Below are 23,645 nucleotides of genomic sequence, written 5' to 3' on the forward strand. Positions count from 1 at the left end.
TATGAGCCTGGAACCGCGCCCCGGAATTCTCGACATCAAACCCTACAAGCCCGGCGCCGCCGATGCGCCCGGCATTTCGAATCCGGTGAAATTGTCGTCGAACGAGAATCCGATGGGATGTTCGCCGCTGGCCCGGTCCGCCTTTGAATCATCATCCAGAAACCTGAACCTTTATCCGGATGGCGGCGCTGTGCGTTTGCGCGCCGCGATTGGCGAGGCCAATGGTCTCGACCCGGATCGCATTGTTTGTGGCACCGGCTCTGACGAGCTGCTCCAATTACTGGGCCGCGCCTATCTGGAGCCCGGCGACAAGGTCGTTCAATCTCAATACGGCTTTCTGGTTTACCGGCTGGTGGCGATGCAGTCCGGGGCCGAATTCGTCAGCGCGGACGAAACCGATTATACCGCCAATGTCGATGCCATCCTGAAAGCGGCCGGCGAGAATGCCCGTATCGTTTTTCTGGCCAATCCGAACAATCCGACCGGCACCTATATTTCCCATTCTGAAGTCCGCCGCCTGCGTGAGGGCTTGCCAGCCAGCACCATGCTGGTCGTCGACGAGGCTTATGCGGAATATGTAGATGAGCCGGATTACGAGACAGCATTTGATCTCGCCAATGAATACGACAATGTGGTCGTGACCCGGACGTTTTCGAAAATCCACGGGCTGGCCGCCTTGCGCCTGGGCTGGGCCTATGCCGACAAATCCATCATCGACGTTCTGAACCGCGTGCGCGGACCGTTCAATGTCAATCTTCCGGCGATTGAGGCCGGCATTGCGGCGATCAGGGATACGGATTTCCAGAAGCGCTCAGCCGAACACAACCGGCAGGGTCTGGCCTTCATGCGCCAACAACTCGGCGGAATGGGACTCGATGTCACGCCAGGTGTCGGCAATTTCGTTCTGGTGCATTTCCCTGAAACGAAAGGCAAGACGGCGATGGATGCCGATGCCTTCCTGACCGCGCGGGGTCTCATCGTCCGTCCGGTCGCCGCCTATGGCATGCCGAATGCCTTGCGGATTACGATCGGTCTGGACAGGGACAATCGCAAAGTCGTGGATGCGCTGTCCGAATTTGTCGCCGCCTAATCGGCGATCGAGCCGACCTGGCCGAGCCGGACCGGACCGAAATAAACACCGCCATTCCGGAACGATAGCGGAATGGCGGTGCCATTATCTCCGCGCGGCGCGGTCTGCGCGACAAGGCGCAATGCCCCCGAATTCTCTTCCGAAATGGCGCCGGATTCGATCATGGCGTCGACGACAGCCTCGGGGTCCACGAGATTGAGGCTGATCCGCCCGGTCGGGCGCAGGGCCTCGTCCAGCCCCATATCGCCTTCCGCAGCCATGTTCAGGCGGCCCCATGCAATATGGAATTCACGTAGCGAGTAGACGCCTTCGGCACGCGACCATGCGGCCAGATCCGCGCTGCTGGCGAGGGCCGCCCATTGTGAAATCACGAAATGGGCCCGCAGGAGAGAAATCTGCTCGCCAAAACTGTCGATCAGGACCGGGTCAATCTCCTCGCCGACCAGCGCGACCTCGTCCAGCTGCACACGGATGGCCATATTGCCGTCCTCACCGGTCGCCGCGCCCAGACGCACGGTGCCGATCGACGATATGACGGCTTGCGAATGGCCCAGACCTTCAATTGTCAGATTGGAGATGTTCGCGACGATACGCTGGGTGACACCATCCGTTCCCGAGACGCTGAAGCGGGCCCCCTCACTCATCAGAGCGAGGCCCTGACCGTCTTGCTGGAAGCGCAAGGTGTCGCCCATAGTGATAATCCAGTGCGAGAAGTCATACGGCATGGCGTCGGCTTCAAACGAGTTCAGCTCCAGCACCCATCCGCCATCTATATCGGGCGCGCGCATGACGACATCTTCAGCCGAGACGGCAAAGCGGTAAGGGAAGCCACCGACCCGGACGGCGCTATGCTCGATCGTGAAACCGGCCTCGATCTGGGCGGCTCTCCAGTCCTCGACATATTGAACGATCTGTCCACGAGCATAGACCCAATAGGCGGAATACAGGCCCAACACGGTCAGGATGGCGAGAATCGGTATCGCAAAACGCTTGGGCATGACACATCCGTTGCAGGGAGCTGAAGATCAGGTCCGGTTGGCGCGCAGGGCGCGCGTTCCTGTTTCAATACGCGATTGAAGCAGCTTCATGAAGTCATCTCGTGACAAGCCCGGTGCAATGGGTTCGAGAAACTGGATAACGGCCTTTCCCGGCCGGCGAATGATACCCTTGCCCGCCCAGTAATCCCCGCTGTCCAGCGCCACCGGAACGCACGGCACATTCATCGCCCCATAAAGCCCGGCGACTCCCGGTTTCATGGGCTCGAACTGCCCCGGCTTCATTCGGGTGCCTTCCGGAAAGATCAGGATCTGGCGGCCTGCCTCGGCGCGTTGGCGGGCATCGCGCAACATTTTCCGCAGCGCCTTGGCCGCTGCGCCGCGATCCACGACGATATTTTCCAGCTTCACGGCGAACCAGCCAAAAACCGGCAGCCAGGCCAGTTCCTTTTTCAGGATGATGGCCGGATCATCGAGGATCTGCCAGAAGGCCTGAGTCTCCATCATGCTTTCGTGGCGCGAAGCGATCAGGGCACCGCCATCAGGCAGGTGTTCACGGCCCCGCACTTCATAGCTCTGGCCGCAAATGATCTTCAGCCCGCCGAAAATCAGCCACAGCCAGAAACGATAGACCGCGCGGGTCCAGCTGCGCGGCATCAGAAGCAGCCAGATCACGGCAAAGCCGACAATCATCATCGAGCCATACATCCAGAGCACAAACAGCAGGGAACGCAGTATTGTCAGAGGGCCGGCCGGCTTCATGTATCGTCTCCGCTGAAGGCACCGCGTGCCATTTCGCGGAAGAATACCGCGCTGAACTTCAGATATTCCAGTGCCCAGCGCCGCGCGGCCGTGCCGTCTTCCCAGGGCCGGGCAGAATGAACCGGCCACGCGATCAGATCATGATCGGGCATCAACGCTCTCAGCTCGAGTATGGCGCGCGGCATGTGGTAATCAGAGGTGACCACGATAATGCGCCGGAATCCGTTGGCCTCAGCCCAGCTGGCCGCTTCGCGGGCATTGCCAACCGTATCGGCGGCTTCACGCCCGAGATCAATGCAACAGGCAAACAGATCCGGATCGATATTGGCTGTCGCGCGAACCGCTTCTTCGCTGACGATGGGATTGACGCCGGAAACCAGCATGCGGTGACCGGCCTCCGCTTCGAGCAATTCGACAGCTGTTTGCAAACGGCCTTCGCCGCCGGTCAGAACAATGATGGCATCGGCCTCGATCTCTTCCGGCGGGCTCAACGCCGAGACATGCCCTGCATATCCAGCGAACCCGGCCAGAAGCACGAAGACAATCAGGAAGGCCAATGCGCGAAGGAACTGGCCATTTCCCGGGTAGGTTTGCCGCGACCGGCTCATATCAGACTGTTCCTGTTCATGCCTACCAACGCTTCCGCAATTCTTCTGACACCGCAAGGCGCGCCGACAAAGCCGAAATCGCTCCGGCAAGAAGTGGCGCGGCCAGCAGGGACGCAATCTCGACCGGCGCGAAGATCATTTCAGGCAGAAAATACAACGCATCGGCGTTACTGCCACCCACAGCGACCAGAATCGCGATTAGCGCGGCAAATCCCGCGCCCGCAGCGCCGGCTTTCAGGCCCAGGCTGAAGAAGCGCCGCTCGAACAGCCCGGCGATATAGGCATCGGTCGCACCGACAATATGCAAGGCATCTGCCACATCGCGCCGCGCCGCCAGAGAGGCGCGGGCGGCAAAGGCGATCACGGCAGCGGCTGCGCCCAATATCAGCGTCAGCAATCCCAGAGCCAGAAGGCGGGCAAGCTGCCCGGCGCGCGCCACCGCGTCGCTCCAGCGGCCATGATCATCAATATCAGCGGCAATACCCGCGTCAGACAGGGTCGCGGCAATGTCCTCGACGGGCAATATGTCGGGGTCGGACAACTGGACATCGATCAACAGGGGCACCGGCAAATCGGCCGGCAGTCCGGCTGAACCGAACCAGGGTTCCAGCAAGGCCTCGGAATCACCCCGGGTCCGCGCCGTAGCGCTGGAAATACCGGGCAGGTCCGTGATCAGTCTGGCCGCCTCTTGCGCATCGGCATTGGTGTCGCGCCCGTCTTCGGGACGGATCTGCACCGTCAGACTGCCAGAGAGGTCCTCCATCCAGCGTTCGCTGGATGTCCACGCACCGCGGGCGCCGAGTGCAGCCAGACAGGCCAGAAAGACAAGGATCGCCGCAACGGCAAACAACGGGCGGTCCCGTCCCCCATCCGGTGGCAATAATCGCGCATTTCCGCCCGGCGGCGGTGCGGGTGGTTTCCGCGTCGCCTCGCTCACCCGTTGACCTCGCGATAGGTCAGGCGGCCATCTGCCAGAGACATGACCGGCGCATCGAGCGCGCGGACCAGGGTGAGATCGTGCGTGGCAATCAATATGGTCGTGCCCAGCCGGTTCAGCTCGACAAACAATCGCAGAAGCCGCCGCGCCATATCGGGATCCACATTCCCGGTCGGTTCGTCGGCAATCAGCAATTCGGGTTGATTGACCACCGCACGGGCGATGGCCACGCGCTGCTGCTCTCCGCCCGACAGCGTGGCGGGCCGCGATTCCATATGGTGTTCCAGCCCGACCCAGCTGACCAGTTCGGCGACATCTTCGGCGTAGTCCGAGCGTTTCAGCCCCGCCACGCGCAGTGGCAGAGCGACATTCTCGAAAACGCTGAGATGATCCAGCATGCGGAATTCCTGAAACACCACGCCGATCCGGCGGCGCAAATCAGGCAAATCCTTTCGCTGCAATGCGGCGGTGTCATGGCCAAAATGCTGAACCACGCCGCGCGAGGCTTTGTGCGCCATGTAAATCAGCCGCAAAAGCGAGGTTTTACCGGCACCGGACGGCCCGGTCAGGAAGGTGAAACTGCCGCGGGGAAGTTCGAAAGACACATCTTTCAGGATTTCCGGGCCGCGCCCATAGCGCATACCGACGGCATCGAAGCGAACAATCACTTCGGATTCACTTTGTAGAAAGGGGTTCGCGCCAGTTTCAGTCACCAGAAATCCTGTAGCCTATGCTGCCAATAAGCCGAATCGGGTCTCGATGATACTGAGCTGCCCCAGTTGTGACACGCGTTATCGCGCAAATCCCGGTGCCATCGGCGTAAACGGGCGACGGGTGAAGTGCGCCGCCTGCGGCCATATCTGGACTGCGCGCAACGAGGAAGAACCGGTTCTCGAGCCGATCGATCCGATCCCGCCAAAGCCCGCGGAAAATGCCGAGCCTGAAGCTCCCAAAGCGCCCCACAGAGCCTTTCGTGAACGGGCCGAGCAGAAGCGTCAGGACCAGTTGAAGACAGCTGCGGCGAGCGCCTGGGGCGGTCTTGCCGTCGCGATTGCCGGTGTCTTCGCCGTGTCTTTCCTGTTCCGTGCAGATATCGTCAGTGTCTGGCCGCAGAGCTCCAGCGCTTATGCGGCCATCGGCATTGATGCCAACGCCTATGGCGTGACGATTGATTCGCTGGATGTTTCGCGCGGTGAAGAGCATGGCATTCCTACCGTGGTGGTGTCGGGCGAGGTGCGCAACATTGATCGTCAGGCCCGCGCGCTGCCGCAATTGCAGGCTCGGCTGCTGGGCGAAGACGGAGCGCCGGTTCTGGAGTGGACGGTCATTCTCGATGGCGAGGCGATTGCCCCCGGGCAGAGTTATGCTTTTTCGTCTGTTGTGACCGATCCGCCGGCCGGCGCGGTCGAGGCTGAAATCACGCTCGCCGGGTTGATGGAGTCCCCGCCCGAAGCGCCAGCGGAGACGCCGCCCGCGCCTGCAGAAGAGCATCATGCCGCAGCGGATACCTCTCACGGAAGCGGCAACTGAGATCAGGAGCCGAAGCGGTCCAGCAAGCGCTCGATATAGTCCAGCTCGTCCTGATCAAGGCCCTGTTCAGCTGCACGTTCCCGCAATTCATCCAGAATTTCCCGCGCCCTGAGGCGTTCTGCCTCGTCGGGGATATCCACACCTGACCCGTTGGAGAATCCACCGGAATCCTGCGGACGTCCGAGCGGATCGGTATCTTCACCTTCCGCCCCGGCTTGCGTGGCATCCTGAGCTCGCTCCAGAAGGCCCTGTGCCAGACGTTCCGCGCCATCACGCAGTGCTTGCAGGGCTTGCGCCTGCTCGCCAACAGCGCCCTGAGCATCACCATCGGCCAGCGCTTCCTCGGCCCGGCGCATGGCTTCGGCCGCTTCGCCAAACGTCTCGCCACTTTCACCCGGCAGGGCCTGAGCGAGCGATTCCAGACGATCCGCCAGCGATCCTTGCGATTCAGCCAGCGCTTGCGCGCCTTCCGAACCGGCACCCGTCTGTCCGTTCTGGCTGCCACTTTGACCCGATTGCTGGCCCTGACTCTCGCTGCCCTGCTGACCCTGACTTTGACCCTGGCTCTGGCCTTGCGGACCGCCTTCGGCCTGCTCGAAGGTCTCGTCCTGCAATTGGCGCTGCTCGCCGATCACATCGCCCAGCTCCTCCAGCGCATCGCGCATGGCCTGGCTGATCTCGTCGGTTGGCTCGCCATCGCCTTCACCCTGTTGCAGCGTCAACTCCATATTGCGCAGCATTTCGCCGAGCGCGGCCAGAGCTTCGCGGGCGCTGGCTGTATCGCCAAGTTCTGCAGCATCGCGCAAGGCATCCAGCAAGCCCTGAAGATCGTCCGTATTGATTTGCGGTCCGCCACCCTCGGCGACCCGCCCGTCTTCGGCCGCTTCGCGGGCCAGCGCAGCCATGTAATTATCCATGGCCTGCTGATAGGCCTCGAACAAAGGTGCCAGTTCGGTTTCGTCGGCACCTCGCGCCAGTGCTTCCATCAGCGCGCGTTCAGCCGCGCGCAGCGCCCGCTCGGCATCTGCCAGAGAGCCCAGCTCGGCCCGCAAGGCGATCTGCCAGAGATTGGCTTCAATGGGGCCGATTTCATTGTATTCTCGGGCGCGGCGCAGGCTGTGCAATTCACGGCGCAGGCCGAGATAGACAATCGGGTCTTCAAAGAAAAATTCCGGCGCATCGGTAATGGCGTCCAGCGCCAGTGCCACGTCTTGCAGGCTTTCCGGTGCGCGTTCGATGCGGCGCTCCGGCTCATCCCCCTGGAAAGGCGGCAAAGCCTGAAGGTCGTCCAGATACATCGGGTCGCGTTCGGGGAGCGGCGCATAGTCTTGCGAGGAACCAATGACGATCCGGCGTTGTTCTGAGACGGCCCGCGCGAGCGGGTCGAGGAAAACGCGCGCGGGCAGCGTCAGGGCGATTTCCGGCGACAGGCCGGTATTACCGCCGCCATCCAGCGCGGCGATCCGCAGATCAACGCGCGATCCGGCCAGCACATGCTGGGCCGTCGATACGGTGGCACGATAGCCATCTTCGCCGCGGGTCAGATCGGCAGGATCGACGTCAATCACCGACCATTCGGCGCTGCTATCGTCTTCCGGCCGGAATTCGATGCGGAAGTCCGTTGCGCCATAATCATCTTCCACCGTGAATTCGAGACTGAGCTCGCCTTCAACATTGGCTTCCGGCGCGGTGACGATCTCGACATCCGGTGCAGTATCGGCGAGGGCATTGATGCGATAGGCCGCTCGCTCCCGGCCGGCCCGCAGGGTCACAACCGCATCTGATTCAATGACCAGATGGCTTTGCCAGACGCCGTCACCAATGGACCGGTTTTCGGCGCGATCATTGCCATTGCGGACATTCGGGGCGCGTCGCACACCGGCGGTCCGGATAACAAGCTCGGATCCCTCCGGTGCCTCCGCCTCGGTCTGTTCATCCTGAAAGAAGATCGGTGCAAGGCCGGTATAGGCGGGCGGATTAAGCCAGGCATCGACCTGCGCCGTTTCCACGCCGCGATAGACGGGCGCAAATCCGAAGCTTTCAAAGAGGCGGCCCCTGGCCAGATCTCCGGAGACCATCCAGGCCGCCGCGATCAGAACAATGACGCCGCCCCGCAGGCCCCAGCTGTCCACGCGCGCCCATGCGGCTTGCGGACGCCGTGCTTTCGCGCCCTTGAGGCGTTCGGCCATGCGGCGCTGGTGCGCCTGCCAGACGGATTGTGCTTCCGGGGAAGTGCCTGCAGGACGATCCGATAACGCTTCATGTGGACGGGCGGAAATACCGGAATCGGTTTCAACCCGACGCGCGGCGTCTTCGCTATCCGGCCAGTCGATTTCGCGCCAGCGACGCCAGCCCAGCCACAGCGAGACGCCGACGACCGCCGCATAGGTCAGGGCCCGCCAGGGATCACCGAGACGGTCCCAGATACCGAAAATGGAAATGCCTGCATAGAGCCCGATCAGCAGCGCCGCCGGCCAGAGGGCCGGGGCCAGTCGTTCCCAAAGCAGCGCAAGACGTGCCTGTATCAAGGGCCAGAGTTTCATGACGGCGAAACTATCACGTCAGACAGGCGCGCCTAGCGGCACCTGCATTACTTATTTGTGAGCTACCCGGCGGGTTCGGATTGTTGCGGATTGCCCCAAGCCGGCGGCGGGCGTTCCAGATCGCCCCGCAGGCCACAACCGGACACAACCAGCCCGCCGATGATCACGATGAGCGTTACCAGTTTTTTCATGATGCCTGCCTTTCGCGGAGACGGTTCTGCCAGAGTGTCACCTGCTCTTTTACGCGTACGGGCGCCGTTCCGCCATAGCTGGTCCGGCTTTCCATGGAGGCACGGGCCGACAGAACCGAAAATACGGCATCAGTCAGACCGGGCTCGACGGTTTGCATGTCGTCCAGCGACAGACCCGCGAGTGGCACATTCCGGCTTTCCGCCAGCTTGACCATCGACCCGGCGATATGATGTGCCTCACGGAAGGGCTTGCCCAGTTCGCGCACAACATAGTCCGCGAGATCAGTAGCGTCCGAATAGGCTTCGCCAGCGGCCTCGGCCATGTTGGTGGTGTTGAAGGTCAGGTCAGACGCCATACCGGCCATGGCACCGAGCGCGAGCTCCAGATCGTCCATCGCCTGAAACACCGGCGCCTTGTCCTCCTGCAAGTCCTTGGAATAGGCGAGGGGCAGCCCCTTCACCACGATGATCAGTGTCTGCAACGCCCCGGCAATCCGGCCCGGCTTGGCCCGCACCAGCTCGGCGGCGTCGGGGTTACGCTTTTGCGGCATGATCGACGATCCGGTCGACCAGGCGTCGGACAATTGCGCAAATCCGAACCGGCGTGAGGTCCATAGGACAATCTCTTCGGCAAACCGGGAGAGATTCACAGCGCAGATCGTCGACGCCGACAGGAATTCCATCGCGAAGTCGCGGGTTGCAACGCCATCCAGCGAGTTGGCCATCGGACGGTCAAATCCGAGCGCCTCGGCGGTCTGATGACGATCGATGGGAAACGCCGTGCCGGCCAGCGCCGCGCATCCCAGCGGGCTTTCATTGAGGCGTTTACGAGCGTCCTGGAAGCGTGCGCGGTCGCGTTCGGCCGCTTCAACCCAGCACAGAAGATGATGTCCAAGGCTGACCGGTTGCGCCGTCTGCAAATGCGTAAAGCCCGGCATGACCGTATCGGTGTGCGCTGCGGCCTGCGCCACGAGGGCGGTCTGATAGGCCGTGATGAGAGCATCAGCCCGGTCACAGGCCGCTCGCAGCCAGAGCCGGAAATCGGTGGCGACCTGGTCATTCCGCGAGCGTGCCGTATGCAAACGGCCCGCCGGTTCGCCGATGATATCCTTCAGCCGCGCCTCGATATTCATGTGAACATCCTCAAGTGCTGCCGACCATTTCATCTCGCCGCGCTCGATCTCGCCACGGATCTGATTCAGCCCATTCTCGATTTTCGTCGCATCATCGCTTGAAATGATGCCCGTTGCGGCCAACATTCGAGCGTGAGCAATGGAACCGGCAATGTCCTCGAACGCCATGCGCTGATCGATATCGATCGAGGCATTGATGGCTTCCATGATCTCCGACGGGGAACCGGAAAACCGGCCGCCCCAGAGCGCGTTTGATTTATTCGTCTTTCCGTCCGTCATGGCCGGTCCCAGTCAAAAGGTTTCTGCGATGAATGTCTCGCCTGTCAAAATCGGGATTATCACATGCACGGTCATATTGCTGGCGGCAATTGCCTATGTGCTGTTTTCCGGAATGCAGGGCCCGGCGCCAACCGGCTTGGCGAGCCATGCCGAAGGCGAGATGTCGGCATTCGTCTCGCTGGATGATGCGCCACCGCGGCCCAGCCATACCTTCATTGATCCGGACGGCGTTGAACGGACTTTGGCCGATTTTGAAGGTCAGGTGATTCTGGTCAATTACTGGGCGACCTGGTGCGCCCCCTGCGTGGTGGAAATGCCGGCACTCGACGCATTGCAGGCCCGCTATGGCGGCGAGGACTTCCAGGTGGTGACGATCAGCGCCGACCGGCGGATCGAGGAGGCCGAAGTCTTCTTCGAGGAGACCGGCCTCGAACACCTGCCAATCTATCATGACAATTCCTTCGCCGGTCCGACCGCCGTCGGTGCTCGTGGCTTGCCGATGTCGATTATCTACAATCGCAATGGCGTCGAGATGGGCCGCATGCCCCGTGATGCCGAATGGAATAGCGAAGACGCACATGCCCTGATCGAGGCGGCGATAAGACTGGGATAATAAAAAGCCCCGGAGCGTCGCTCCGGGGCTCTTCATTTTCACAGACGCTGGAGCGGCTAGAGGCCAGCTTTCGTCAGCTCGGCTTCCAGTTCCGGCAAGGCATTGAAGAGGTCTGCGACCAGACCGTAATCCGCTACCGAAAAAATCGGCGCTTCTTCGTCCTTGTTGATAGCCACGATGATCTTGGAATCCTTCATGCCGGCGAGGTGCTGAATGGCACCGGATATACCGACGGCGATGTAGAGCTCCGGGGCAACGACCTTGCCGGTTTGTCCCACCTGGTAATCATTCGGCACATAGCCCGCATCGACGGCCGCGCGTGAGGCTCCGACAGCGGCATTCAGCTGGTCGGCGATCTTGTCCAGAAGCACGAAATTATCGCCGGACTGCATGCCGCGTCCGCCCGAAATGACGATCTTCGCTGCAGTCAGTTCCGGACGATCCGACTTGGACAATTCCTCGGACACGAATTCCGACTTGAACGGGCCGGATGGCGCACCAATGGTCTCGACGCTGGCCGAGCCGCCATCGCCTGCCTTCTCGAACGTGGTCGGACGAACGGTGATGACTTTTTTCGCATCGGTCGATTGGACTGTCATCATCGCATTACCCGCATAGATCGGGCGCACGAATGTGTCTGCGCTTTCAACCGCCGAAATTTCGGAAATCTGCATCACGTCCAGCTTGGCCGCGATCCGGGGCGAAAAGTTTTTGCCCATGGTCGAGGCCACCGCCATCATCACATCATATTTGTCCATCAGCGGCAGGACGAGGGCTTCCATCGCTTCTGCAGTCGGCTTGGCAAAGACCTCGCCATCGGCATGGAGCACTTTGGAGACGCCCTCGATACCGGCAACAATCTTGGCGATGTCGCCCGCACCGGAACCGGCCACAAGAACGTCGATATCGCCGCCAATTGCCTTGGCCGCGGTGACGGCGGCGCGCGTGGCGTCGTTCAGGGAGGTGTTGTCGTGTTCGGCAATAAGAAGAATAGCCATCTAGATCACCCCTTCCTTGTTTTTCAGCTTGTCGACCAGTTCGGCCACGCTCTCGACCTTGATGCCCGCTTCGCGTTTCGGCGGTTCGGACACTTTCAGGACTTTCAGTCGTGGTGCGATATCAACGCCGAAATCGCCCGGCGTCTTCGCATCGATCGGCTTGCGTTTGGCCTTCATGATATTCGGCAGGGACGCATAGCGCGGCTCGTTCAGGCGCAGATCGGTGGTGATGATGGCCGGCATTTCAACCGAGATGGTCTGCAGTCCGCCATCAATCTCGCGGGTCACATTGGCCTTGCCATTGGCGATAGCCACTTCCGAAGCGAAGGTCGCCTGCGGCCAGTCGAGAAGCGCGCCCAGCATCTGTCCGGTCTGGTTCGAATCGTCATCAATGGCCTGCTTGCCGAGGATCACCAGTTCCGGGCCTTCTTCCTCGACCACCTTGGCGAGAAGCTTGGCTACGGCCAGCGGTTCGACGGCGTCATCGGTCTGGATCAGGATGCCGCGGTCGGCACCCATGGCCAGCGCGGTGCGGATGGTTTCCTGCGCCTGTTGAGGCCCGATCGAGACAACGATGATTTCGTCAATGCCGCCTTTTTCCTTCATGCGAACGGCTTCTTCCACCGCGATCTCGCAGAAAGGGTTCATCGACATTTTGACATTGGCGAGGTCGACGCCGCTCTGGTCCGGCTTGACGCGGACTTTCACATTGTAATCGACCACCCGTTTGACGGGCACGAGTATTTTCATGGAGCTTCCCCGGTCTGCGCGGAACAAGCCGTCCCGCATCAATCCACTGGTTATCGAAATAGGGCGCGAAACTGCATTTGCCTACCGCGGAAGTCAACGGCTGTGCGGCACCGCACAATGCCGCATGTAAAAAGGCCGGACGCGAGGTCCGGCCTTTCATTCAGAGTGACGTCAACGTCACTTATTCGGCGTCAGGGTTCGGTGCGCGCAATTCGGTCGAAATCGAGATGGTGACCTCTTCCGACACATTCGGCGAGGCATAGCCCAGGCCCCATTGCGAGCGCTCGATCACGCCCGTGGCATCAAAACCGGCAACCATGACCGTCGCATCGAACGGGTGCGGGGCCCGTTGATTGAGTGTCACGTCCAGCACGACCTCATGGGTCTGACCCAGAAGGGTGAGTTCGCCCGTCATCGTTCCGGTCACGCCGTCTTCGGTTTCAAAACCGGTGGCAACAAATTGCGCGGTCGGAAACTCGACCGTGTTGAACAGGTCTGCCGAGTTCAGGTGTCCGACAAAGCGCTCATGATTGCCACCGACCCAGAAGCCGTCAATCAGGTTGAAGGTCACATCGACCGTTGAATTTTCCGGATTGTCGAAATCCAGCAACAGCGTGCCTTCATAATCGGTGAACTGGATGGATTGCGTGGAATAGCCGAGGTGGTTCCAGCTGGCGGAAATCTCGGTATGGCCGCGGTCAAACTCATAGGCGACCGGGTCGGCGAAGGCTGTCGCGGCGGCAAGGGCGGCGACGGCGGTGGCGGTCAGGAATTTCATGGGGAGGCTCCCTGTCTGGTGAATCAAGCTGCGGCATCACGCCGCAATGGAGAGGGATATAGACCGGGCAGAGATTGCGACAAACCGGCCTGTATACATATGACTGTTTCCGCTGCGGAATTAATCGCGGGAGGCACCCGGCACCCACTTTACATCGGCGCGGCCCTCATCATTGGCAATGCGGGCGAGCACGAACAGCAGATCCGACAGCCGGTTGAGATAACGCACGGTCTCCGGATTCAGACGGGCATCCACCTGTTGCAGGGCGACCGTCCGTCGTTCAGCCCTGCGGCAGACAGTCCGGGCGAGATGCAGACGCGCTGAGGCTTCGCTACCGGCTGGCAGGATGAAGCTGTCGAGGGGGTCAAGCTTCCCGTTCCACGCATCGATCGCGGCTTCCAGCGCCTCGACCTGCTTGGCCGTCATGCGAAGCGGTTCGAAACCGGGATCTTCGCCCGTATCGGGCACGCACAGATCCGCCCCGAGATCGAACATCTCGTTCTGGATCCGCGCCAGCAGGGCATCGATGGCTTCATCCTCGACGGCCCGGCGGGCCACGCCAATGACGGCATTGGCTTCGTCGACGCTGCCATAGGCCTCGACCCGGATGTCGGTCTTGTCGACTTCGGACATATCGCCCAGACGCGTCCGGCCCTGATCGCCGGTCTTCGTGTAGATCTTGGTCAGCCGCACCATGGGATTCGCGTCCTTGTTGTTCCGCTTGCCCCTCAAACTGGAGCAGGCAGACTGGGCTTTCAAGACAGGATAGACGCCGGGGAAGATTTCATGGTTCGCGCAGCACTCGCTCTCCTATTCGCATTTTCATCTGCCGCACTGGCGCGTCAGGACGTTCAGGCGCTGGCCGATGGTCTGGTGGACGCCGGATCTCCAGGGGCCGTGGTGATGATGATTGATGGCGATATACAGCTGACATCGGTGGCCGGTCTGCGCCAGTCGACGGACGAGGCGCGTATCGACCTTTCGGATGCCTGGCATCTGGGCTCCAACACCAAGGCAATGACAGCCGTTCTGGCCGCCCGGCTGGTCGAGCGCGGGCTGATCGGCTGGGACACGACGCTGGGCGAGACGCTGGGGGACAGATTTGACCGGATTGATCCTGTCCTGGCCAACGCCACACTCGCGGACCTTCTGCATCACCGCTCAGGCATGCAGGCCAATGCGGGCCGGCTGACGTCTCTGGCACTGGCCGGTATTCTGGGGGATCGCGACCCGCAGGCCGACCGCCATCCCTATCTGCGGGAATTGCTCCGCAACCCGGCAAATGAAGGCGGTGAATTTCTCTATTCAAATGCCGGTTATGTCGCCGCCGCGATGATGCTGGAAGACGTCACCGGCGAAAGCTGGGAAAGCCTCATCCAGACCGAATTGTTTGATGAGCTGGACCTCGACAGTGCGGGTTTCGGTCCGCCGCAAGGCGATCAGCCTCAGGGCCACCGGACCGGTTGGGGCCGTCTGACGCCGGTCGGCACGGATGCCGGCGCGGATAATCCGCCGGCGATGAACCCGGCGGGGCGCGTCCACATGTCGATGCCTGACTATGCCGTTTTCCTGCGTCTGGTCATGGCTGGCGCGCGCGGCGAAGAAAGTGATTATCTGTCCCCGGAAAGCTGGCAGACCCTGCTCACGCCGCCGGACGGTGCCGACTATGCGATGGGGTGGGGCATGGGTGCAGATGGATCGCTGCGCCATGCCGGTTCGAATACGATGTGGTTCGTACAAGCGGTGATCTGGCCGGATGAAGGCCGTATCGCGGTTGCAGGCGTCAATGAAGGACGCATTGACGAGGTCGCGCCGCGCATCCGCAGTGTGCTGACCGGGCTCGCGCCGGACTAAGGGTTAGCCGGCCATCGACTGTTTGATCATGAAGCCGACAACCATCAGCATAATGGCGACAAACTGGATGCCGACCCGGTAGCGCATCAATATGTTCGACCGTGCCGAGGCACCTTCGCCGCCGCGGGCCATGTTGAAGAAGCCCAGAAACAGCGTCACCAGCACGGCCAGCATCGCCACGACAATCAGGATGTTGAGAAATATAATCATGACGCCTCACATAGGCCCGGCGGGGCCGATGGTCCAATCACGGATTGTCGCACCTTTGGTGCCTAGCTCCGCCACCGCAATGTGGTCGGTTTTTTCACCGGATTGACGAAGTCCGTGCCCTCTTTCCGGTGTTTCTCCCAGTTCCGCCGTAGCGCCAGATACCATTTCGCCGGTATGTCGCTGTCATGGATGAACATTTGTGGCGGATCATAGGACATGCCGATGGCTTGCGAATCCACGGCCGCTGAATCCTGTTCCATGAAGATATGCATGCCCCGGCGGATCAGCCATTTCGGGACGAAGCTGACCGCAGGATGATTCCAGTAGAGAATGACCGAGATGATGGTCTTGGCCGCATTCACCGGCGTCACAATCGTCACCGTGGTGACATGCTTGTCGCCGGCCTTCATGTATTCCGGCCGCAGGCCCGGTAATTCCAGCGTGATCTCGGTCGTGATGTCGGTGCCGAAGAGCTTGTAGATGAAGGAGTTGGAGGACGGCTTGTGCGGCAGCATGGAAAAGCCGCGCTCGATCGGGCCGAACGTCTTGGCCTTTTCATGCATGGTTTTCGGCGTGCGCCACCAGGACTGGTTATGGATATAGGGGATATGGGCCGGGTCCATCAGGCTTATGACGGCCGCATCCATATCGCAGTTGAAATCGCACTCATCATGCATGCGGATTTTTGAATCGCCGGGAATATCGAGCGTCGGCGGATCGAGGCAGGGCGCGGCCTCCGCATCATAGCCGAACCAGATCCAGATCACGCCATAGCTTTCGTGCACGGGATAGGTGCGCGCCTTTATCTTCGAAATATCCATGCCCTCGGTCTGATCCGCCGTCAGCGAGGGAATGTTGGCGCACTGGCCATCCGGGCGGAAGCGCCAGCCATGATAGGGGCATTGCACCTGCGTGCCGGTCTCGGTTTTGACCATTTCGCCGCCGGACAAAAGGATCGCCCGGTGCGGACAGATATCCGTCATCGCGAAGGCCTGTCCGTCATGGGTGCGGCCAAACAGGACCAGCTCACCCAGGCGTTCCTTCTGGATCATCTGTCCGGGTTTAATCTCGCTGCCGACGATTCCAAAATACCAGAGGTCGCGCAGGAAGACGTCGTCTTTGGCGGTTGCGTTTGTCATGGTTCTGTCTCTAGCCGCCCGGAGGCGGTTTCGCCAAGCCGCGAGATGCCGCAGTCCGCGATTTGCGCTGCACCCACCAGACGCCGGCCATCACCAGCGCCGCTCCGGCATACTGGATCGGGGCGAAGGCTTCGCCGAACATCAGCCAGCCGGCAATCGACGCGACAACCGGCTGGATCAGGATGATGATGGAGGCCACAGGTGCCGGAACCCGGCCCAGCCCGAAGGCCACGCCGCCCTGACCAATGATCTGCACGCCGACCGCCAGCCCGATCAGCACAAGCCAGTCGGTGAGCGATCCCGGAAGGATGGTCTCGCCAAACCCCAGAGCCGTCAGCCCGAGGATCGGTGCAGAAACGGCGACGGTGAAAAAGATCACCGTCCCGGTCGAGGCAAAGCGCCGGGCCTGCCGCACGGCGAGGATATAGGCGGCATACCAGACGGCGGTGGCCATGGAGAGCACATCGCCCGGCCAGCGCTCCGGCGCGACCGTGATGTTGCCCGCTGACAAAAGCGCAGCACCCGCGACCGCGAGACCGGCGGCAAACATGAATTGTTTTGTGATCTTTTCCTTGAAAATCAGCCAGGCCGCCAGCACCACAAAGACCGGTTGCAGATTGGCAAGGAAGGTCGCATTGGCCACACTCGTGATCTTGATCCCGGCGTGCCAGAAGGCGAGATCGCCAGAAAACAGGAGACCGGGCAGCGCCAGATAAAGCCAGCGCTTCCAGCCCGCGGGCGTCTCCGGCTTGCGCGGCGGATCGCGGTCAAACTGCATCCACAAAAAGGCGAAGGGGATGGCCAGCGCCATGCGCCAGAAGCCGACCGTCTGCGGGCCCAGCTCGGACAGCTTCACCAGAGGCGCAGCCATACCGATGGCGACAGCCCCCATGATTAACACCAGAAGGCCGATCAGCGCGGATTTGTCGTTTGGTTCGCTCATGCCCCCTCCATGGAAATTCCGCATATACCCCTTGCGGGCAAAGGGAAATCACCAATCGAAGCCAAGCTGCCGTCGAATGTCAGCGGCGTTTGCGCCCGCCGCGCGCATCGCGGCCAGCGTTTCCGACCTGTCGCGCTTGGTGAAGCGTTCGCCTTCGTCCCCCGTCAGCAGCCGGTGATGCTGATAGACCGGCACGGGCAGGTCCAGCAAAGCCTGTAATATCCGGTGCATGGTCGTGGCAAAGAACAGATCCTGCCCGCGAATGACATGACTGATGTCCTGTTTCGCATCATCGAGCGTGACGGCGAGATGATAGCTGGTGCCGATATCCTTGCGCGCCAGAATGGCATCGCCGATCAGCTCCGGCTGGATACGACAAACACCCGTTTCGCCATTTGGTCCCTCGCCAATCTCCTGAAAGGTCAGGCGAGACAGATCTCCCAGCCGCGCCTGCGCGGCCGTCATGGACAACCGCCACGCATAAGGCTCACCGGTGGCAATCTTCTCTGCTTCCTCGTCCGCGCTCAGCGGCTCGGCAGGTCCGGGATAGATGATGCCTTCGGGGCCCTCGCCGGGATGATGCGGTGCGCGGCCGATATCCTCGAGGATTTCCTTGCGCGTCTTGAAACAGCGATAGACGACGCCCATCGCCATCAGCCGCTCCAGTCCGGCGCGGTATTCATCGAAATGCTCCGACTGCCGCCGGACGGGTGTTTCCCACGCCAGCCCCAGCCATTCCAGATCGTCGTAGATGCCCTGTTCGAATTCCGGTTGGCAGCGGATCGTGTCGATATCCTCGATTCGCAGAAGAAAGCGCCCGTCGGCTTTTTGCGCGGTCTCGAACGCGGTCAGCGTCGAGAAGGCATGGCCCAGATGCAGTTGCCCGGTGGGCGAGGGCGCAAAGCGGGTGATGAAATCCGTCATGGCACCTGTTTCGCGCCTGCGCTTGCCCGCTTCAAGTCCTCAATTCGCGCCCTATAGTCCGCGCCATGATGATTGATGGACCACGACAACCGCCCGCCAACGGGCAGCGCCCGCGCAAGCTCGCCATTCTGGTGCATGGCTATGGGGCCAATGGTGAGGACCTGATCGGTCTTGCCGGACAATGGGCGCGCGACTTGCCGGATGTGCAGTTTGTGGCGCCCAACGCGCCCCAGCCTGTGCCGGGCGCGCCCAATGGTTATCAGTGGTTTCCGATCACGCGGCTCGATCCGCAAGAGACCAACCGCGGGGTGGAATCCGCTGCGCCGGTTCTCGATGCCTTCATTGACCAGGAAATCGCCCGCTATGGCCTGACCCCGGGGGATGTGGCGCTGATCGGCTTTTCTCAAGGCACGATGATGTCCCTGCACTGCGGCCTGCGGCGCGCGCCGTCGCTGGCCGGAATTCTGGGTTATTCCGGGGCCATGCCCAGCCGCATGACACTTAACGAACAGATCCGGTCGCGCCCGCCGATTCAACTCATTCACGGCGACCGGGACGACGTTCTGCCGCTGGGCATGATGTTCGATGCCGCGCAGGGCCTGTGCGAGGCCGGTGCGTCCTGTCAGTGGCATATATCGCCGGGCATTCCGCATGGCATCGGACCGGACGGGCTGGAAATCGGCGGCCGCTTTCTCGGCAAGGTCTTTTCCGGTGCCTATGCCTGAATCCGGCGAAAGGGTTAACGCCTGTGTCATAGGCGTGTTACGCTAATCGCGGTATAAATGACCAGAGACGGACATCGGCGTGATTCGCTGGGAATCCCGCCGGTTGACCGGACCGGGAGGTGTGTGTTCAGGACTTTTGATCGGCATATGCATGGCCATGGCCCCACTCTGGATTCGGGAGGGCGTCATGCAAGTGCTTGATAAAGCCCCGTCGGGCTGGCCCTGTCTCGTTCTGAACGCCGATTATCAGCCTTTATCCTATTGGCCGCTCTCCATCTGGAGCTGGCAGGAGGCCGTGAAAAATGTCTTCCTCGAACGCGTCACCGTCGTTTCCAATTATGACGATCTGATCCATTCACCGTCCATGGAAATGCACGCCCCATCCGTGGTGGCGCTGCATGAATACGTCACCCACAACCGCGCCCCGGCCTTTACCCGCTATAATGTCTGGCTGCGCGACGGTTTCAGCTGCGTCTATTGCGGCCGCGACAAGGTTGATGACCTGACCTTCGATCACGTCGTGCCGCGTTCGCAGGGCGGCGATACCTCATGGGAGAATATCGTCGCGGCCTGTTCGCCCTGCAATCTCAAAAAGGGTGGACGCACACCCCGGCAGGCCGGCATGAACCAGCCAAAGCCGATCCGCCCGAATATGCATCAATTGCAGGCGCAGGGCCGCCGCTTCCCGCCGAAATACCTCCACGCCAGCTGGCTGGATTATCTCTACTGGGACAGCGAGCTGGAACGGTAGCGTTTTCAGCAAAAGTGAATGCCGGTTTTGCGGTTCGAAAACGCGGCAAAAAAATCAGATCTTGGTCGTGAGGCCAATCGCCGTGCGGCAGCCGGCCTCGATCAGGCGTGACAGCAGCGGATAGCCGAACGCCTCTTTCGCGCCCTCATCAACGGCGAGGTTTTTGTGCGCAACTTCCTCGTCGCGGAAGGTTGTGAAGGTCTTGGCCAGATCGGTTTCGCCGGAGACTTCCAGCTCGGCAATCTGGTCGGTGTAATGGCCTTCAATCACGGTCTCGACCGCCTCGGTGCAGGCGTGGGCGGCTTTCTCGCCCATCAGCGCCGTGGCGACGCCCAGCGTGCGTCCGGCAATCTTCCAGACCGGCATCAGTGCCGTCGGGCGGACACCGCGCGTGCGGATAAAGCCGTCAAACGCGTCAAGATGCGCCTGCTCGTCTTCCGCCATATGGCGCAGCTGGTTGGCAATGCGCACCTTGGACGGAATTTTGCCGAACACCGCCAGCTGGCCTTCATAGATTGCGACTGCGCCGTACTCCCCGGCATGATCGACGCGGATCATCTCGGCGATTCGGGTTTCATCGGCCTTGCGGCCGGGCAGGGGCGGGCGAGGGGCGCGGCTCATCGGCGCTTGATCCCGATAAAGACAGAGGCAATCGCCAGCCCGGCGGACATCAGCGCATTATACCCGGCCATGGAGATGCCCAGCAGCGTCCAGGCCGCCTCATCGCAGAGTACCACTGGTCCGCCACCATCGAGCACGGAAAGGAGGTCGGCCGTCGACAGATTGACATTCGCCCCGGCGGTGCAGGTCGACGGACCCTCCCACCAGTCATATTCGATCCCGGCATGCCAGAAGGCAAAGCCGGCCGAATAGACAAAGATCGCGCCGATAATCAGGCAGATCCACATGGCATAGGGTTGAACCGGCTTTTGCGTCAGCGCCAGACCGCCAATCAGACCGACGCCGATCACGGCCTGATGGATGTGGCGCTGATCATAGCAGAGTGCGCACGGGTCATAGCCCAGCACATACTGGAAGAAATACGCGCCGCCGAGGATGAGTGCGGAGGCAATCGCGGCAAGAAACGGCCAACGCTGGGCGGTCAGGCAGGTCATAAGCGTTTTCATGAGATGAAGTTTAGTCTCACGCCGCGCCTTGGCAAAGCGCGCATTCAGCCGCAGGGTGCAATCCCAGATCACAATACCGAGATCGCCCCACATGGGTTATTTGAGCCAGAAAGACCGAGTCTATACTTTACGGTCGGACGATTACGATATCGGCGGAACGTATACCGCCCGTATATTGTCGGAAGCAAACGCCAGAAATGGCGCGGAAGCATACTTTATCGAAATCGAGCCAAACGGCGATTTCTCACGATACGGGATGAGTGACAGCGTTTCCGAGCTTATCGTTTCCAGTCGCCATAAAGGTGTTGGTTTTAACGACATCCAAAAGGACGGCAGGATCTTCGTGAACGTATTTTCGATCAGAACCGGGCTATTTGGGCGCAGGCTTTCGACTGCGGGTCGGGCCAATCACATTGCCATCGCTATTTGTCCACAGTGGACTAATTGCTGACTGCGCTGCGACCCCACTCGATCAGCGCATAGATCAGGGCCGGACCGCCGACGACCAGTATCGTGATCCAGACCAGGCCGAGTACCAGACCGGCAAGGATCAGGAGCCCGTCCCGCGTGATCAGGCCCAGCGAGGCGATGGCCACCGCAATGCCCGGCGTTGAATTGGTCAGGGGCAGGGGCACGAGGATCGACGCGCAGAACAGGCAGAATATGCTGCCGACAATCCGCTCGCCGATGGGGCCGGAAAGAAAGAGCAGGCGCGGGCGCGCAATCGCCTCGATCCAGCCGAACCAGCGTTTCGCCTGGCGGCCCATTTTCTCAAGGCCGCGCTTCTCCATCCGCCGTGCGCGGAATTTCACCGGCACCCAGGGTTCCCCGCGTCCCGCTGCCATCTGGAAGGCCAGCGCCATCATCGGCAGGGAGAGCACTTGCGGAATGCCGTAGAGAAAGGGAATGCAGACCGGAATGGCAAAGGCAAACAGCAAGATGCCGAAGGCGCGCTCGCCCAGAGCTTCCATGAAATCGCCAAGCGACAGCCCCTCATCCGGCGCGGCCTCGCCAATATGGACGAGACGGGCCACAAGACCTTCGGGAACGTCAGAATTCGGAATGTGCGCGTCGCTCATGCGCTTCCTCATAAGTCGATCTGCATTCCAATGCGAGCCCTCAGCGCGCCGCTATTGAATTTCGCCGCAAGTGAAGGCAGTTTCCGCCACCTGCTCGGGATTGCCCCTGTGGCGGAACTGGTAGACGCGCCGGATTCAAAATCCGGTTTCTTCGGAAGTGCCCGTTCGATTCGGGCCAGGGGCACCAGCCTTCGCTCGCTGCGCGAGCTTCGGCTGGGCAAGCCATTCATGTTGATCCTCCCTCGCCTCCGCTCGGTCGATCCTCGCTAAAGCTGCGGGCGCGCGGTCGCGCTTGCGAACCCTACGGGTTCGTATGGGTTGGGGCTCAGCACCTCCAAAAATACACCATCCGTCTTCCTCCGACTTGATCGGAGGATCTCGATAATCGTCGCCTTTCGTTCGAGATGCTCCGGTTAAACCGGAGCAAGACGGGGACAGGGTTTGACGACGACGGTGCTTGGCCTCGTCCTTCGTAGCTTTTTATTGTTTCCGCTGCGCGCGGCCCGGGCGCTTGTCTGCTCCGCTTACGCTGCGGGCCGTGCTCACATGAAACGGGCTCAAGGCTGGGGCGTTGGCGCTTGTAAATCAGTGTGCTTGGACGCGAGCTTCGGCATTTCGCGCTATTGCCTCGTCCGCAGGGCACCTTAGACTTCATTCCATGACGCAACCCGCCGACATTCTCCGCTTCTGGTTCGAGGACACAGATCCGAAGCTCCACTTCGTCTCCACACCGGAATTCGACGCGAAGATCCGCCGTCAGTTCGCCAGCGCCATCGAGTCCGAGGCCAGGCGGGTAAAGGACGGCGATCATCCCTGGATGGAGACCGCCGAGGGTGGGCTGGCGCTTATCCTCCTTTTCGATCAGTTCACCCGTAATGTCTGGCGCGGCTCGGGCAAGGCGTTCGCCTTCGACGCCAAGGCCCGCGAGATCGCACAGGCGATGATTGATAAGGGCTTTGACATGGAATTGCCGGAAGCGCGGCGGTCCTTCGTCTACGTGCCTTTCATGCATTCCGAGGACCTGGCCGATCAGGAAAAAACCATCGAGCTTTTTGCCACCCGCATGCCGGAGGGTAATACCAACCTCCACCATGCCCGGATGCACCGCGATGTGATCGCCAAGTTCGGTCGCTTCCCCTATCGCAATGAAGCGCTGGGCCGCACGTCCACGCCCGACGAACGCGCCTATCTGGATGGCGGTGGCTATGCACCCGGCACGAAACGTCCGGCAGAAAAGACCTGACGGCAAAGCTGGCCCGTTTCCGGTCATCCGCCATTCAGCCAAGTTATTGAAAATACGTCTCTGAAATCGATTCAGGATTGGCGCACGCCTTGCGTGGTGAAAAGCCAATTCCAATTCCGGAGCCGGATAAAACCATGAATATCGCTAGCCGCATCACCCCCGCCGACATGCTCTCCCTCGCCTTCCTGCTGGTTGACCGCCACGGCGCCAAGGCGCTGGGCTATGCCGACCTCGCCGTCGGCGAGATGGAAGAGGCCGGGGATGATCAGCGCGCCGAGGCCTGGCGGGCGTTGAAATCGGTCGTGGAGGATGCGCTGGCAGGCCGGATCGAACGCGATAGCGAAGTCACCCTGCATTAAGCCGGATTTTCCCTCCTCCTGATGGGAAGGAAAGAATCGGCGGTGCCGCATTGCACATCCGGCCCGCCGCGCTTAATTCCTGCG

The 23,645-nt window shown here is 61.1% G+C and carries 28 protein-coding genes and 1 tRNA gene; 10 read left to right on the forward strand and 19 right to left on the reverse strand.

All coding sequences use genetic code 11. The features are described from left to right. Position 1: 1 nt before the first annotated feature. The gene (hisC, locus tag HXX25_RS00760; protein ID WP_187166572.1) at positions 2 to 1,090 is read left to right on the forward strand and encodes a histidinol-phosphate transaminase; all 1,089 of its coding nucleotides are present in this window, start codon (positions 2 to 4) and stop codon (positions 1,088 to 1,090) included. On the opposite strand, the gene HXX25_RS00765 is transcribed toward hisC, so the two are convergent. From HXX25_RS00765 to ftsE, 5 genes are read right to left on the reverse strand one after another with little or no spacing between them, the layout of a single operon-like run. Beyond that, positions 1,087 to 2,088: a DUF2125 domain-containing protein gene (locus HXX25_RS00765; protein ID WP_187166574.1), complete on the reverse strand. Its 1,002-nt coding sequence runs from the start codon at positions 2,086 to 2,088 to the stop codon at positions 1,087 to 1,089. The two genes, hisC and HXX25_RS00765, sit on opposite strands and share 4 nt — an antisense overlap. A 27-nt stretch (positions 2,089 to 2,115) precedes the next feature. Further along, the gene (locus tag HXX25_RS00770) at positions 2,116 to 2,847 is read right to left on the reverse strand and encodes a 1-acyl-sn-glycerol-3-phosphate acyltransferase (protein ID WP_233346752.1); all 732 of its coding nucleotides are present in this window, start codon (positions 2,845 to 2,847) and stop codon (positions 2,116 to 2,118) included. After that, on the reverse strand, positions 2,844 to 3,455 hold the full coding sequence (locus tag HXX25_RS00775) for a YdcF family protein (protein ID WP_187166576.1): 612 nt from the start codon (positions 3,453 to 3,455) through the stop codon (positions 2,844 to 2,846). The genes HXX25_RS00770 and HXX25_RS00775 overlap by 4 nt, the downstream gene beginning before the upstream one ends. Positions 3,456 to 3,477: 22 nt before the next feature. Beyond that, positions 3,478 to 4,392, reverse strand: a complete 915-nt coding sequence (locus tag HXX25_RS00780; protein ID WP_187166578.1) for an ABC transporter permease — start codon at positions 4,390 to 4,392, stop codon at positions 3,478 to 3,480. Beyond that, positions 4,389 to 5,057 carry a cell division ATP-binding protein FtsE gene (ftsE, locus tag HXX25_RS00785; protein ID WP_187167704.1) on the reverse strand — a complete coding sequence of 223 codons (669 nt, stop codon included), beginning with the start codon at positions 5,055 to 5,057 and terminating at the stop codon, positions 4,389 to 4,391. The genes HXX25_RS00780 and ftsE overlap by 4 nt, the downstream gene beginning before the upstream one ends. 94 nt (positions 5,058 to 5,151) lie before the next feature. Here ftsE and HXX25_RS00790 point away from each other — a divergent pair, with 94 nt between their 5' ends. Continuing rightward, complete coding sequence (locus tag HXX25_RS00790; protein ID WP_187166579.1) at positions 5,152 to 5,922, forward strand: DUF3426 domain-containing protein; 771 nt, start codon at positions 5,152 to 5,154, stop codon at positions 5,920 to 5,922. Positions 5,923 to 5,924: 2 nt separating this feature from the next. Here HXX25_RS00790 and HXX25_RS00795 read toward each other — a convergent pair whose 3' ends face one another. The 3 genes from HXX25_RS00795 to argH all read right to left on the reverse strand — a co-directional run bounded on the left by HXX25_RS00795 (position 5,925) and on the right by argH (position 10,068). Further along, positions 5,925 to 8,465 (reverse strand): DUF4175 domain-containing protein, encoded by a 2,541-nt coding sequence (locus HXX25_RS00795; RefSeq protein ID WP_187166581.1) that lies wholly within the window; start codon positions 8,463 to 8,465, stop codon positions 5,925 to 5,927. A 62-nt stretch (positions 8,466 to 8,527) separates the two neighbouring features. Next, complete coding sequence (locus tag HXX25_RS00800) at positions 8,528 to 8,656, reverse strand: lipoprotein (protein ID WP_187166582.1); 129 nt, start codon at positions 8,654 to 8,656, stop codon at positions 8,528 to 8,530. Then, complete coding sequence (argH, locus tag HXX25_RS00805) at positions 8,653 to 10,068, reverse strand: argininosuccinate lyase (RefSeq protein WP_187166584.1); 1,416 nt, start codon at positions 10,066 to 10,068, stop codon at positions 8,653 to 8,655. The genes HXX25_RS00800 and argH overlap by 4 nt, the downstream gene beginning before the upstream one ends. Before the next feature lie 28 nt (positions 10,069 to 10,096). On the opposite strand from argH, the gene HXX25_RS00810 reads away from it, so the two are divergent. After that, positions 10,097 to 10,681 carry a TlpA disulfide reductase family protein gene (locus tag HXX25_RS00810; protein WP_187166586.1) on the forward strand — a complete coding sequence of 195 codons (585 nt, stop codon included), beginning with the start codon at positions 10,097 to 10,099 and terminating at the stop codon, positions 10,679 to 10,681. A 56-nt stretch (positions 10,682 to 10,737) separates the two neighbouring features. Here the strand turns inward: HXX25_RS00810 and HXX25_RS00815 are convergent, their stop codons facing one another. The 4 genes from HXX25_RS00815 to HXX25_RS00830 form a co-directional block, all read right to left on the reverse strand. After that, complete coding sequence (locus tag HXX25_RS00815) at positions 10,738 to 11,679, reverse strand: electron transfer flavoprotein subunit alpha/FixB family protein (protein ID WP_187166587.1); 942 nt, start codon at positions 11,677 to 11,679, stop codon at positions 10,738 to 10,740. Then, positions 11,680 to 12,429: an electron transfer flavoprotein subunit beta/FixA family protein gene (locus tag HXX25_RS00820; protein WP_187166589.1), complete on the reverse strand. Its 750-nt coding sequence runs from the start codon at positions 12,427 to 12,429 to the stop codon at positions 11,680 to 11,682. It abuts the gene before it with no gap. A 181-nt stretch (positions 12,430 to 12,610) separates the two neighbouring features. Beyond that, complete coding sequence (locus tag HXX25_RS00825) at positions 12,611 to 13,207, reverse strand: YceI family protein (RefSeq protein WP_187166591.1); 597 nt, start codon at positions 13,205 to 13,207, stop codon at positions 12,611 to 12,613. A 120-nt stretch (positions 13,208 to 13,327) separates the two neighbouring features. Then, a complete protein-coding gene (locus HXX25_RS00830) occupies positions 13,328 to 13,903 on the reverse strand; it encodes a cob(I)yrinic acid a,c-diamide adenosyltransferase (RefSeq protein WP_187166593.1) in 576 nt (191 codons plus the stop codon). Positions 13,904 to 13,993: 90 nt separating this feature from the next. Here HXX25_RS00830 and HXX25_RS00835 point away from each other — a divergent pair, with 90 nt between their 5' ends. Beyond that, positions 13,994 to 15,061, forward strand: a complete 1,068-nt coding sequence (locus HXX25_RS00835; RefSeq protein WP_187166595.1) for a serine hydrolase — start codon at positions 13,994 to 13,996, stop codon at positions 15,059 to 15,061. Positions 15,062 to 15,064: 3 nt separating this feature from the next. Here HXX25_RS00835 and HXX25_RS00840 read toward each other — a convergent pair whose 3' ends face one another. The 4 genes from HXX25_RS00840 to gluQRS all read right to left on the reverse strand — a co-directional run bounded on the left by HXX25_RS00840 (position 15,065) and on the right by gluQRS (position 18,277). Beyond that, positions 15,065 to 15,271, reverse strand: a complete 207-nt coding sequence (locus tag HXX25_RS00840) for a twin transmembrane helix small protein (protein ID WP_187166597.1) — start codon at positions 15,269 to 15,271, stop codon at positions 15,065 to 15,067. Positions 15,272 to 15,333: 62 nt separating this feature from the next. Continuing rightward, on the reverse strand, positions 15,334 to 16,410 hold the full coding sequence (locus tag HXX25_RS00845; protein ID WP_187166598.1) for a Rieske 2Fe-2S domain-containing protein: 1,077 nt from the start codon (positions 16,408 to 16,410) through the stop codon (positions 15,334 to 15,336). Between the two features lie 10 nt (positions 16,411 to 16,420). Beyond that, the gene (locus HXX25_RS00850; protein ID WP_187166600.1) at positions 16,421 to 17,353 is read right to left on the reverse strand and encodes a DMT family transporter; all 933 of its coding nucleotides are present in this window, start codon (positions 17,351 to 17,353) and stop codon (positions 16,421 to 16,423) included. Between the two features lie 48 nt (positions 17,354 to 17,401). After that, positions 17,402 to 18,277 carry a tRNA glutamyl-Q(34) synthetase GluQRS gene (gene gluQRS / locus HXX25_RS00855; protein WP_187166601.1) on the reverse strand — a complete coding sequence of 292 codons (876 nt, stop codon included), beginning with the start codon at positions 18,275 to 18,277 and terminating at the stop codon, positions 17,402 to 17,404. Positions 18,278 to 18,342: 65 nt separating this feature from the next. Here gluQRS and HXX25_RS00860 point away from each other — a divergent pair, with 65 nt between their 5' ends. Beyond that, a complete protein-coding gene (locus tag HXX25_RS00860) occupies positions 18,343 to 19,002 on the forward strand; it encodes an alpha/beta hydrolase (protein WP_187166603.1) in 660 nt (219 codons plus the stop codon). A gap of 187 nt (positions 19,003 to 19,189) precedes the next feature. Then, complete coding sequence (locus HXX25_RS00865; RefSeq protein ID WP_187166605.1) at positions 19,190 to 19,753, forward strand: HNH endonuclease; 564 nt, start codon at positions 19,190 to 19,192, stop codon at positions 19,751 to 19,753. Between the two features lie 54 nt (positions 19,754 to 19,807). Here HXX25_RS00865 and HXX25_RS00870 read toward each other — a convergent pair whose 3' ends face one another. Beyond that, positions 19,808 to 20,374, reverse strand: coding sequence for a demethoxyubiquinone hydroxylase family protein (locus tag HXX25_RS00870; RefSeq protein WP_187166607.1), 567 nt, complete (start codon positions 20,372 to 20,374; stop codon positions 19,808 to 19,810). Then, complete coding sequence (locus HXX25_RS00875; protein WP_187166609.1) at positions 20,371 to 20,973, reverse strand: disulfide bond formation protein B; 603 nt, start codon at positions 20,971 to 20,973, stop codon at positions 20,371 to 20,373. Before HXX25_RS00875 ends, HXX25_RS00870 begins: the two co-directional genes overlap by 4 nt. Here HXX25_RS00875 and HXX25_RS00880 point away from each other — a divergent pair. Continuing rightward, positions 20,972 to 21,331, forward strand: coding sequence for a hypothetical protein (locus tag HXX25_RS00880; protein WP_187166611.1), 360 nt, complete (start codon positions 20,972 to 20,974; stop codon positions 21,329 to 21,331). The genes HXX25_RS00875 and HXX25_RS00880 overlap by 2 nt on opposite strands. Here the strand turns inward: HXX25_RS00880 and HXX25_RS00885 are convergent. Beyond that, positions 21,321 to 21,959 carry an exopolysaccharide biosynthesis protein gene (locus HXX25_RS00885; protein ID WP_187166613.1) on the reverse strand — a complete coding sequence of 213 codons (639 nt, stop codon included), beginning with the start codon at positions 21,957 to 21,959 and terminating at the stop codon, positions 21,321 to 21,323. The two genes, HXX25_RS00880 and HXX25_RS00885, sit on opposite strands and share 11 nt — an antisense overlap. 102 nt (positions 21,960 to 22,061) lie before the next feature. Here HXX25_RS00885 and HXX25_RS00890 point away from each other — a divergent pair. From HXX25_RS00890 to HXX25_RS00900, 3 genes are all read left to right on the forward strand, one after another. Then, positions 22,062 to 22,146, forward strand: a tRNA-Leu gene (locus HXX25_RS00890). Positions 22,147 to 22,617: 471 nt separating this feature from the next. After that, positions 22,618 to 23,202, forward strand: coding sequence for a DUF924 family protein (locus tag HXX25_RS00895; protein ID WP_187166614.1), 585 nt, complete (start codon positions 22,618 to 22,620; stop codon positions 23,200 to 23,202). Between the two features lie 134 nt (positions 23,203 to 23,336). Further along, on the forward strand, positions 23,337 to 23,561 hold the full coding sequence (locus HXX25_RS00900; protein ID WP_187166616.1) for a hypothetical protein: 225 nt from the start codon (positions 23,337 to 23,339) through the stop codon (positions 23,559 to 23,561). Positions 23,562 to 23,645 lie beyond the last annotated feature (84 nt).

The sequence above is a fragment of the Hyphobacterium sp. CCMP332 genome, assembly GCF_014323565.1.
Taxonomy (GTDB): domain Bacteria; phylum Pseudomonadota; class Alphaproteobacteria; order Caulobacterales; family Maricaulaceae; genus Hyphobacterium.

What these genes read in the sequence shown, in the direction of transcription:
- hisC (WP_187166572.1), top strand. Translation starts at nt 2, where the DNA reads ATGAGCCTGGAACCGCGCCCCGGAATTCTCGACATCAAACCCTACAAG.
- HXX25_RS00765 (WP_187166574.1), bottom strand. Translation starts at nt 2,088, where the DNA reads ATGCCCAAGCGTTTTGCGATACCGATTCTCGCCATCCTGACCGTGTTG.
- HXX25_RS00770 (WP_233346752.1), bottom strand. Translation starts at nt 2,847, where the DNA reads ATGAAGCCGGCCGGCCCTCTGACAATACTGCGTTCCCTGCTGTTTGTG.
- HXX25_RS00775 (WP_187166576.1), bottom strand. Translation starts at nt 3,455, where the DNA reads ATGAGCCGGTCGCGGCAAACCTACCCGGGAAATGGCCAGTTCCTTCGC.
- HXX25_RS00790 (WP_187166579.1), top strand. Translation starts at nt 5,152, where the DNA reads ATGATACTGAGCTGCCCCAGTTGTGACACGCGTTATCGCGCAAATCCC.
- HXX25_RS00795 (WP_187166581.1), bottom strand. Translation starts at nt 8,465, where the DNA reads ATGAAACTCTGGCCCTTGATACAGGCACGTCTTGCGCTGCTTTGGGAA.
- HXX25_RS00800 (WP_187166582.1), bottom strand. Translation starts at nt 8,656, where the DNA reads ATGAAAAAACTGGTAACGCTCATCGTGATCATCGGCGGGCTGGTTGTG.
- argH (WP_187166584.1), bottom strand. Translation starts at nt 10,068, where the DNA reads ATGACGGACGGAAAGACGAATAAATCAAACGCGCTCTGGGGCGGCCGG.
- HXX25_RS00810 (WP_187166586.1), top strand. Translation starts at nt 10,097, where the DNA reads ATGAATGTCTCGCCTGTCAAAATCGGGATTATCACATGCACGGTCATA.
- HXX25_RS00815 (WP_187166587.1), bottom strand. Translation starts at nt 11,679, where the DNA reads ATGGCTATTCTTCTTATTGCCGAACACGACAACACCTCCCTGAACGAC.
- HXX25_RS00820 (WP_187166589.1), bottom strand. Translation starts at nt 12,429, where the DNA reads ATGAAAATACTCGTGCCCGTCAAACGGGTGGTCGATTACAATGTGAAA.
- HXX25_RS00825 (WP_187166591.1), bottom strand. Translation starts at nt 13,207, where the DNA reads ATGAAATTCCTGACCGCCACCGCCGTCGCCGCCCTTGCCGCCGCGACA.
- HXX25_RS00830 (WP_187166593.1), bottom strand. Translation starts at nt 13,903, where the DNA reads ATGGTGCGGCTGACCAAGATCTACACGAAGACCGGCGATCAGGGCCGG.
- HXX25_RS00835 (WP_187166595.1), top strand. Translation starts at nt 13,994, where the DNA reads ATGGTTCGCGCAGCACTCGCTCTCCTATTCGCATTTTCATCTGCCGCA.
- HXX25_RS00840 (WP_187166597.1), bottom strand. Translation starts at nt 15,271, where the DNA reads ATGATTATATTTCTCAACATCCTGATTGTCGTGGCGATGCTGGCCGTG.
- HXX25_RS00845 (WP_187166598.1), bottom strand. Translation starts at nt 16,410, where the DNA reads ATGACAAACGCAACCGCCAAAGACGACGTCTTCCTGCGCGACCTCTGG.
- HXX25_RS00850 (WP_187166600.1), bottom strand. Translation starts at nt 17,353, where the DNA reads ATGAGCGAACCAAACGACAAATCCGCGCTGATCGGCCTTCTGGTGTTA.
- gluQRS (WP_187166601.1), bottom strand. Translation starts at nt 18,277, where the DNA reads ATGACGGATTTCATCACCCGCTTTGCGCCCTCGCCCACCGGGCAACTG.
- HXX25_RS00860 (WP_187166603.1), top strand. Translation starts at nt 18,343, where the DNA reads ATGATGATTGATGGACCACGACAACCGCCCGCCAACGGGCAGCGCCCG.
- HXX25_RS00865 (WP_187166605.1), top strand. Translation starts at nt 19,190, where the DNA reads ATGCAAGTGCTTGATAAAGCCCCGTCGGGCTGGCCCTGTCTCGTTCTG.
- HXX25_RS00870 (WP_187166607.1), bottom strand. Translation starts at nt 20,374, where the DNA reads ATGAGCCGCGCCCCTCGCCCGCCCCTGCCCGGCCGCAAGGCCGATGAA.
- HXX25_RS00880 (WP_187166611.1), top strand. Translation starts at nt 20,972, where the DNA reads ATGGGTTATTTGAGCCAGAAAGACCGAGTCTATACTTTACGGTCGGAC.
- HXX25_RS00875 (WP_187166609.1), bottom strand. Translation starts at nt 20,973, where the DNA reads ATGTGGGGCGATCTCGGTATTGTGATCTGGGATTGCACCCTGCGGCTG.
- HXX25_RS00885 (WP_187166613.1), bottom strand. Translation starts at nt 21,959, where the DNA reads ATGAGCGACGCGCACATTCCGAATTCTGACGTTCCCGAAGGTCTTGTG.
- HXX25_RS00895 (WP_187166614.1), top strand. Translation starts at nt 22,618, where the DNA reads ATGACGCAACCCGCCGACATTCTCCGCTTCTGGTTCGAGGACACAGAT.
- HXX25_RS00900 (WP_187166616.1), top strand. Translation starts at nt 23,337, where the DNA reads ATGAATATCGCTAGCCGCATCACCCCCGCCGACATGCTCTCCCTCGCC.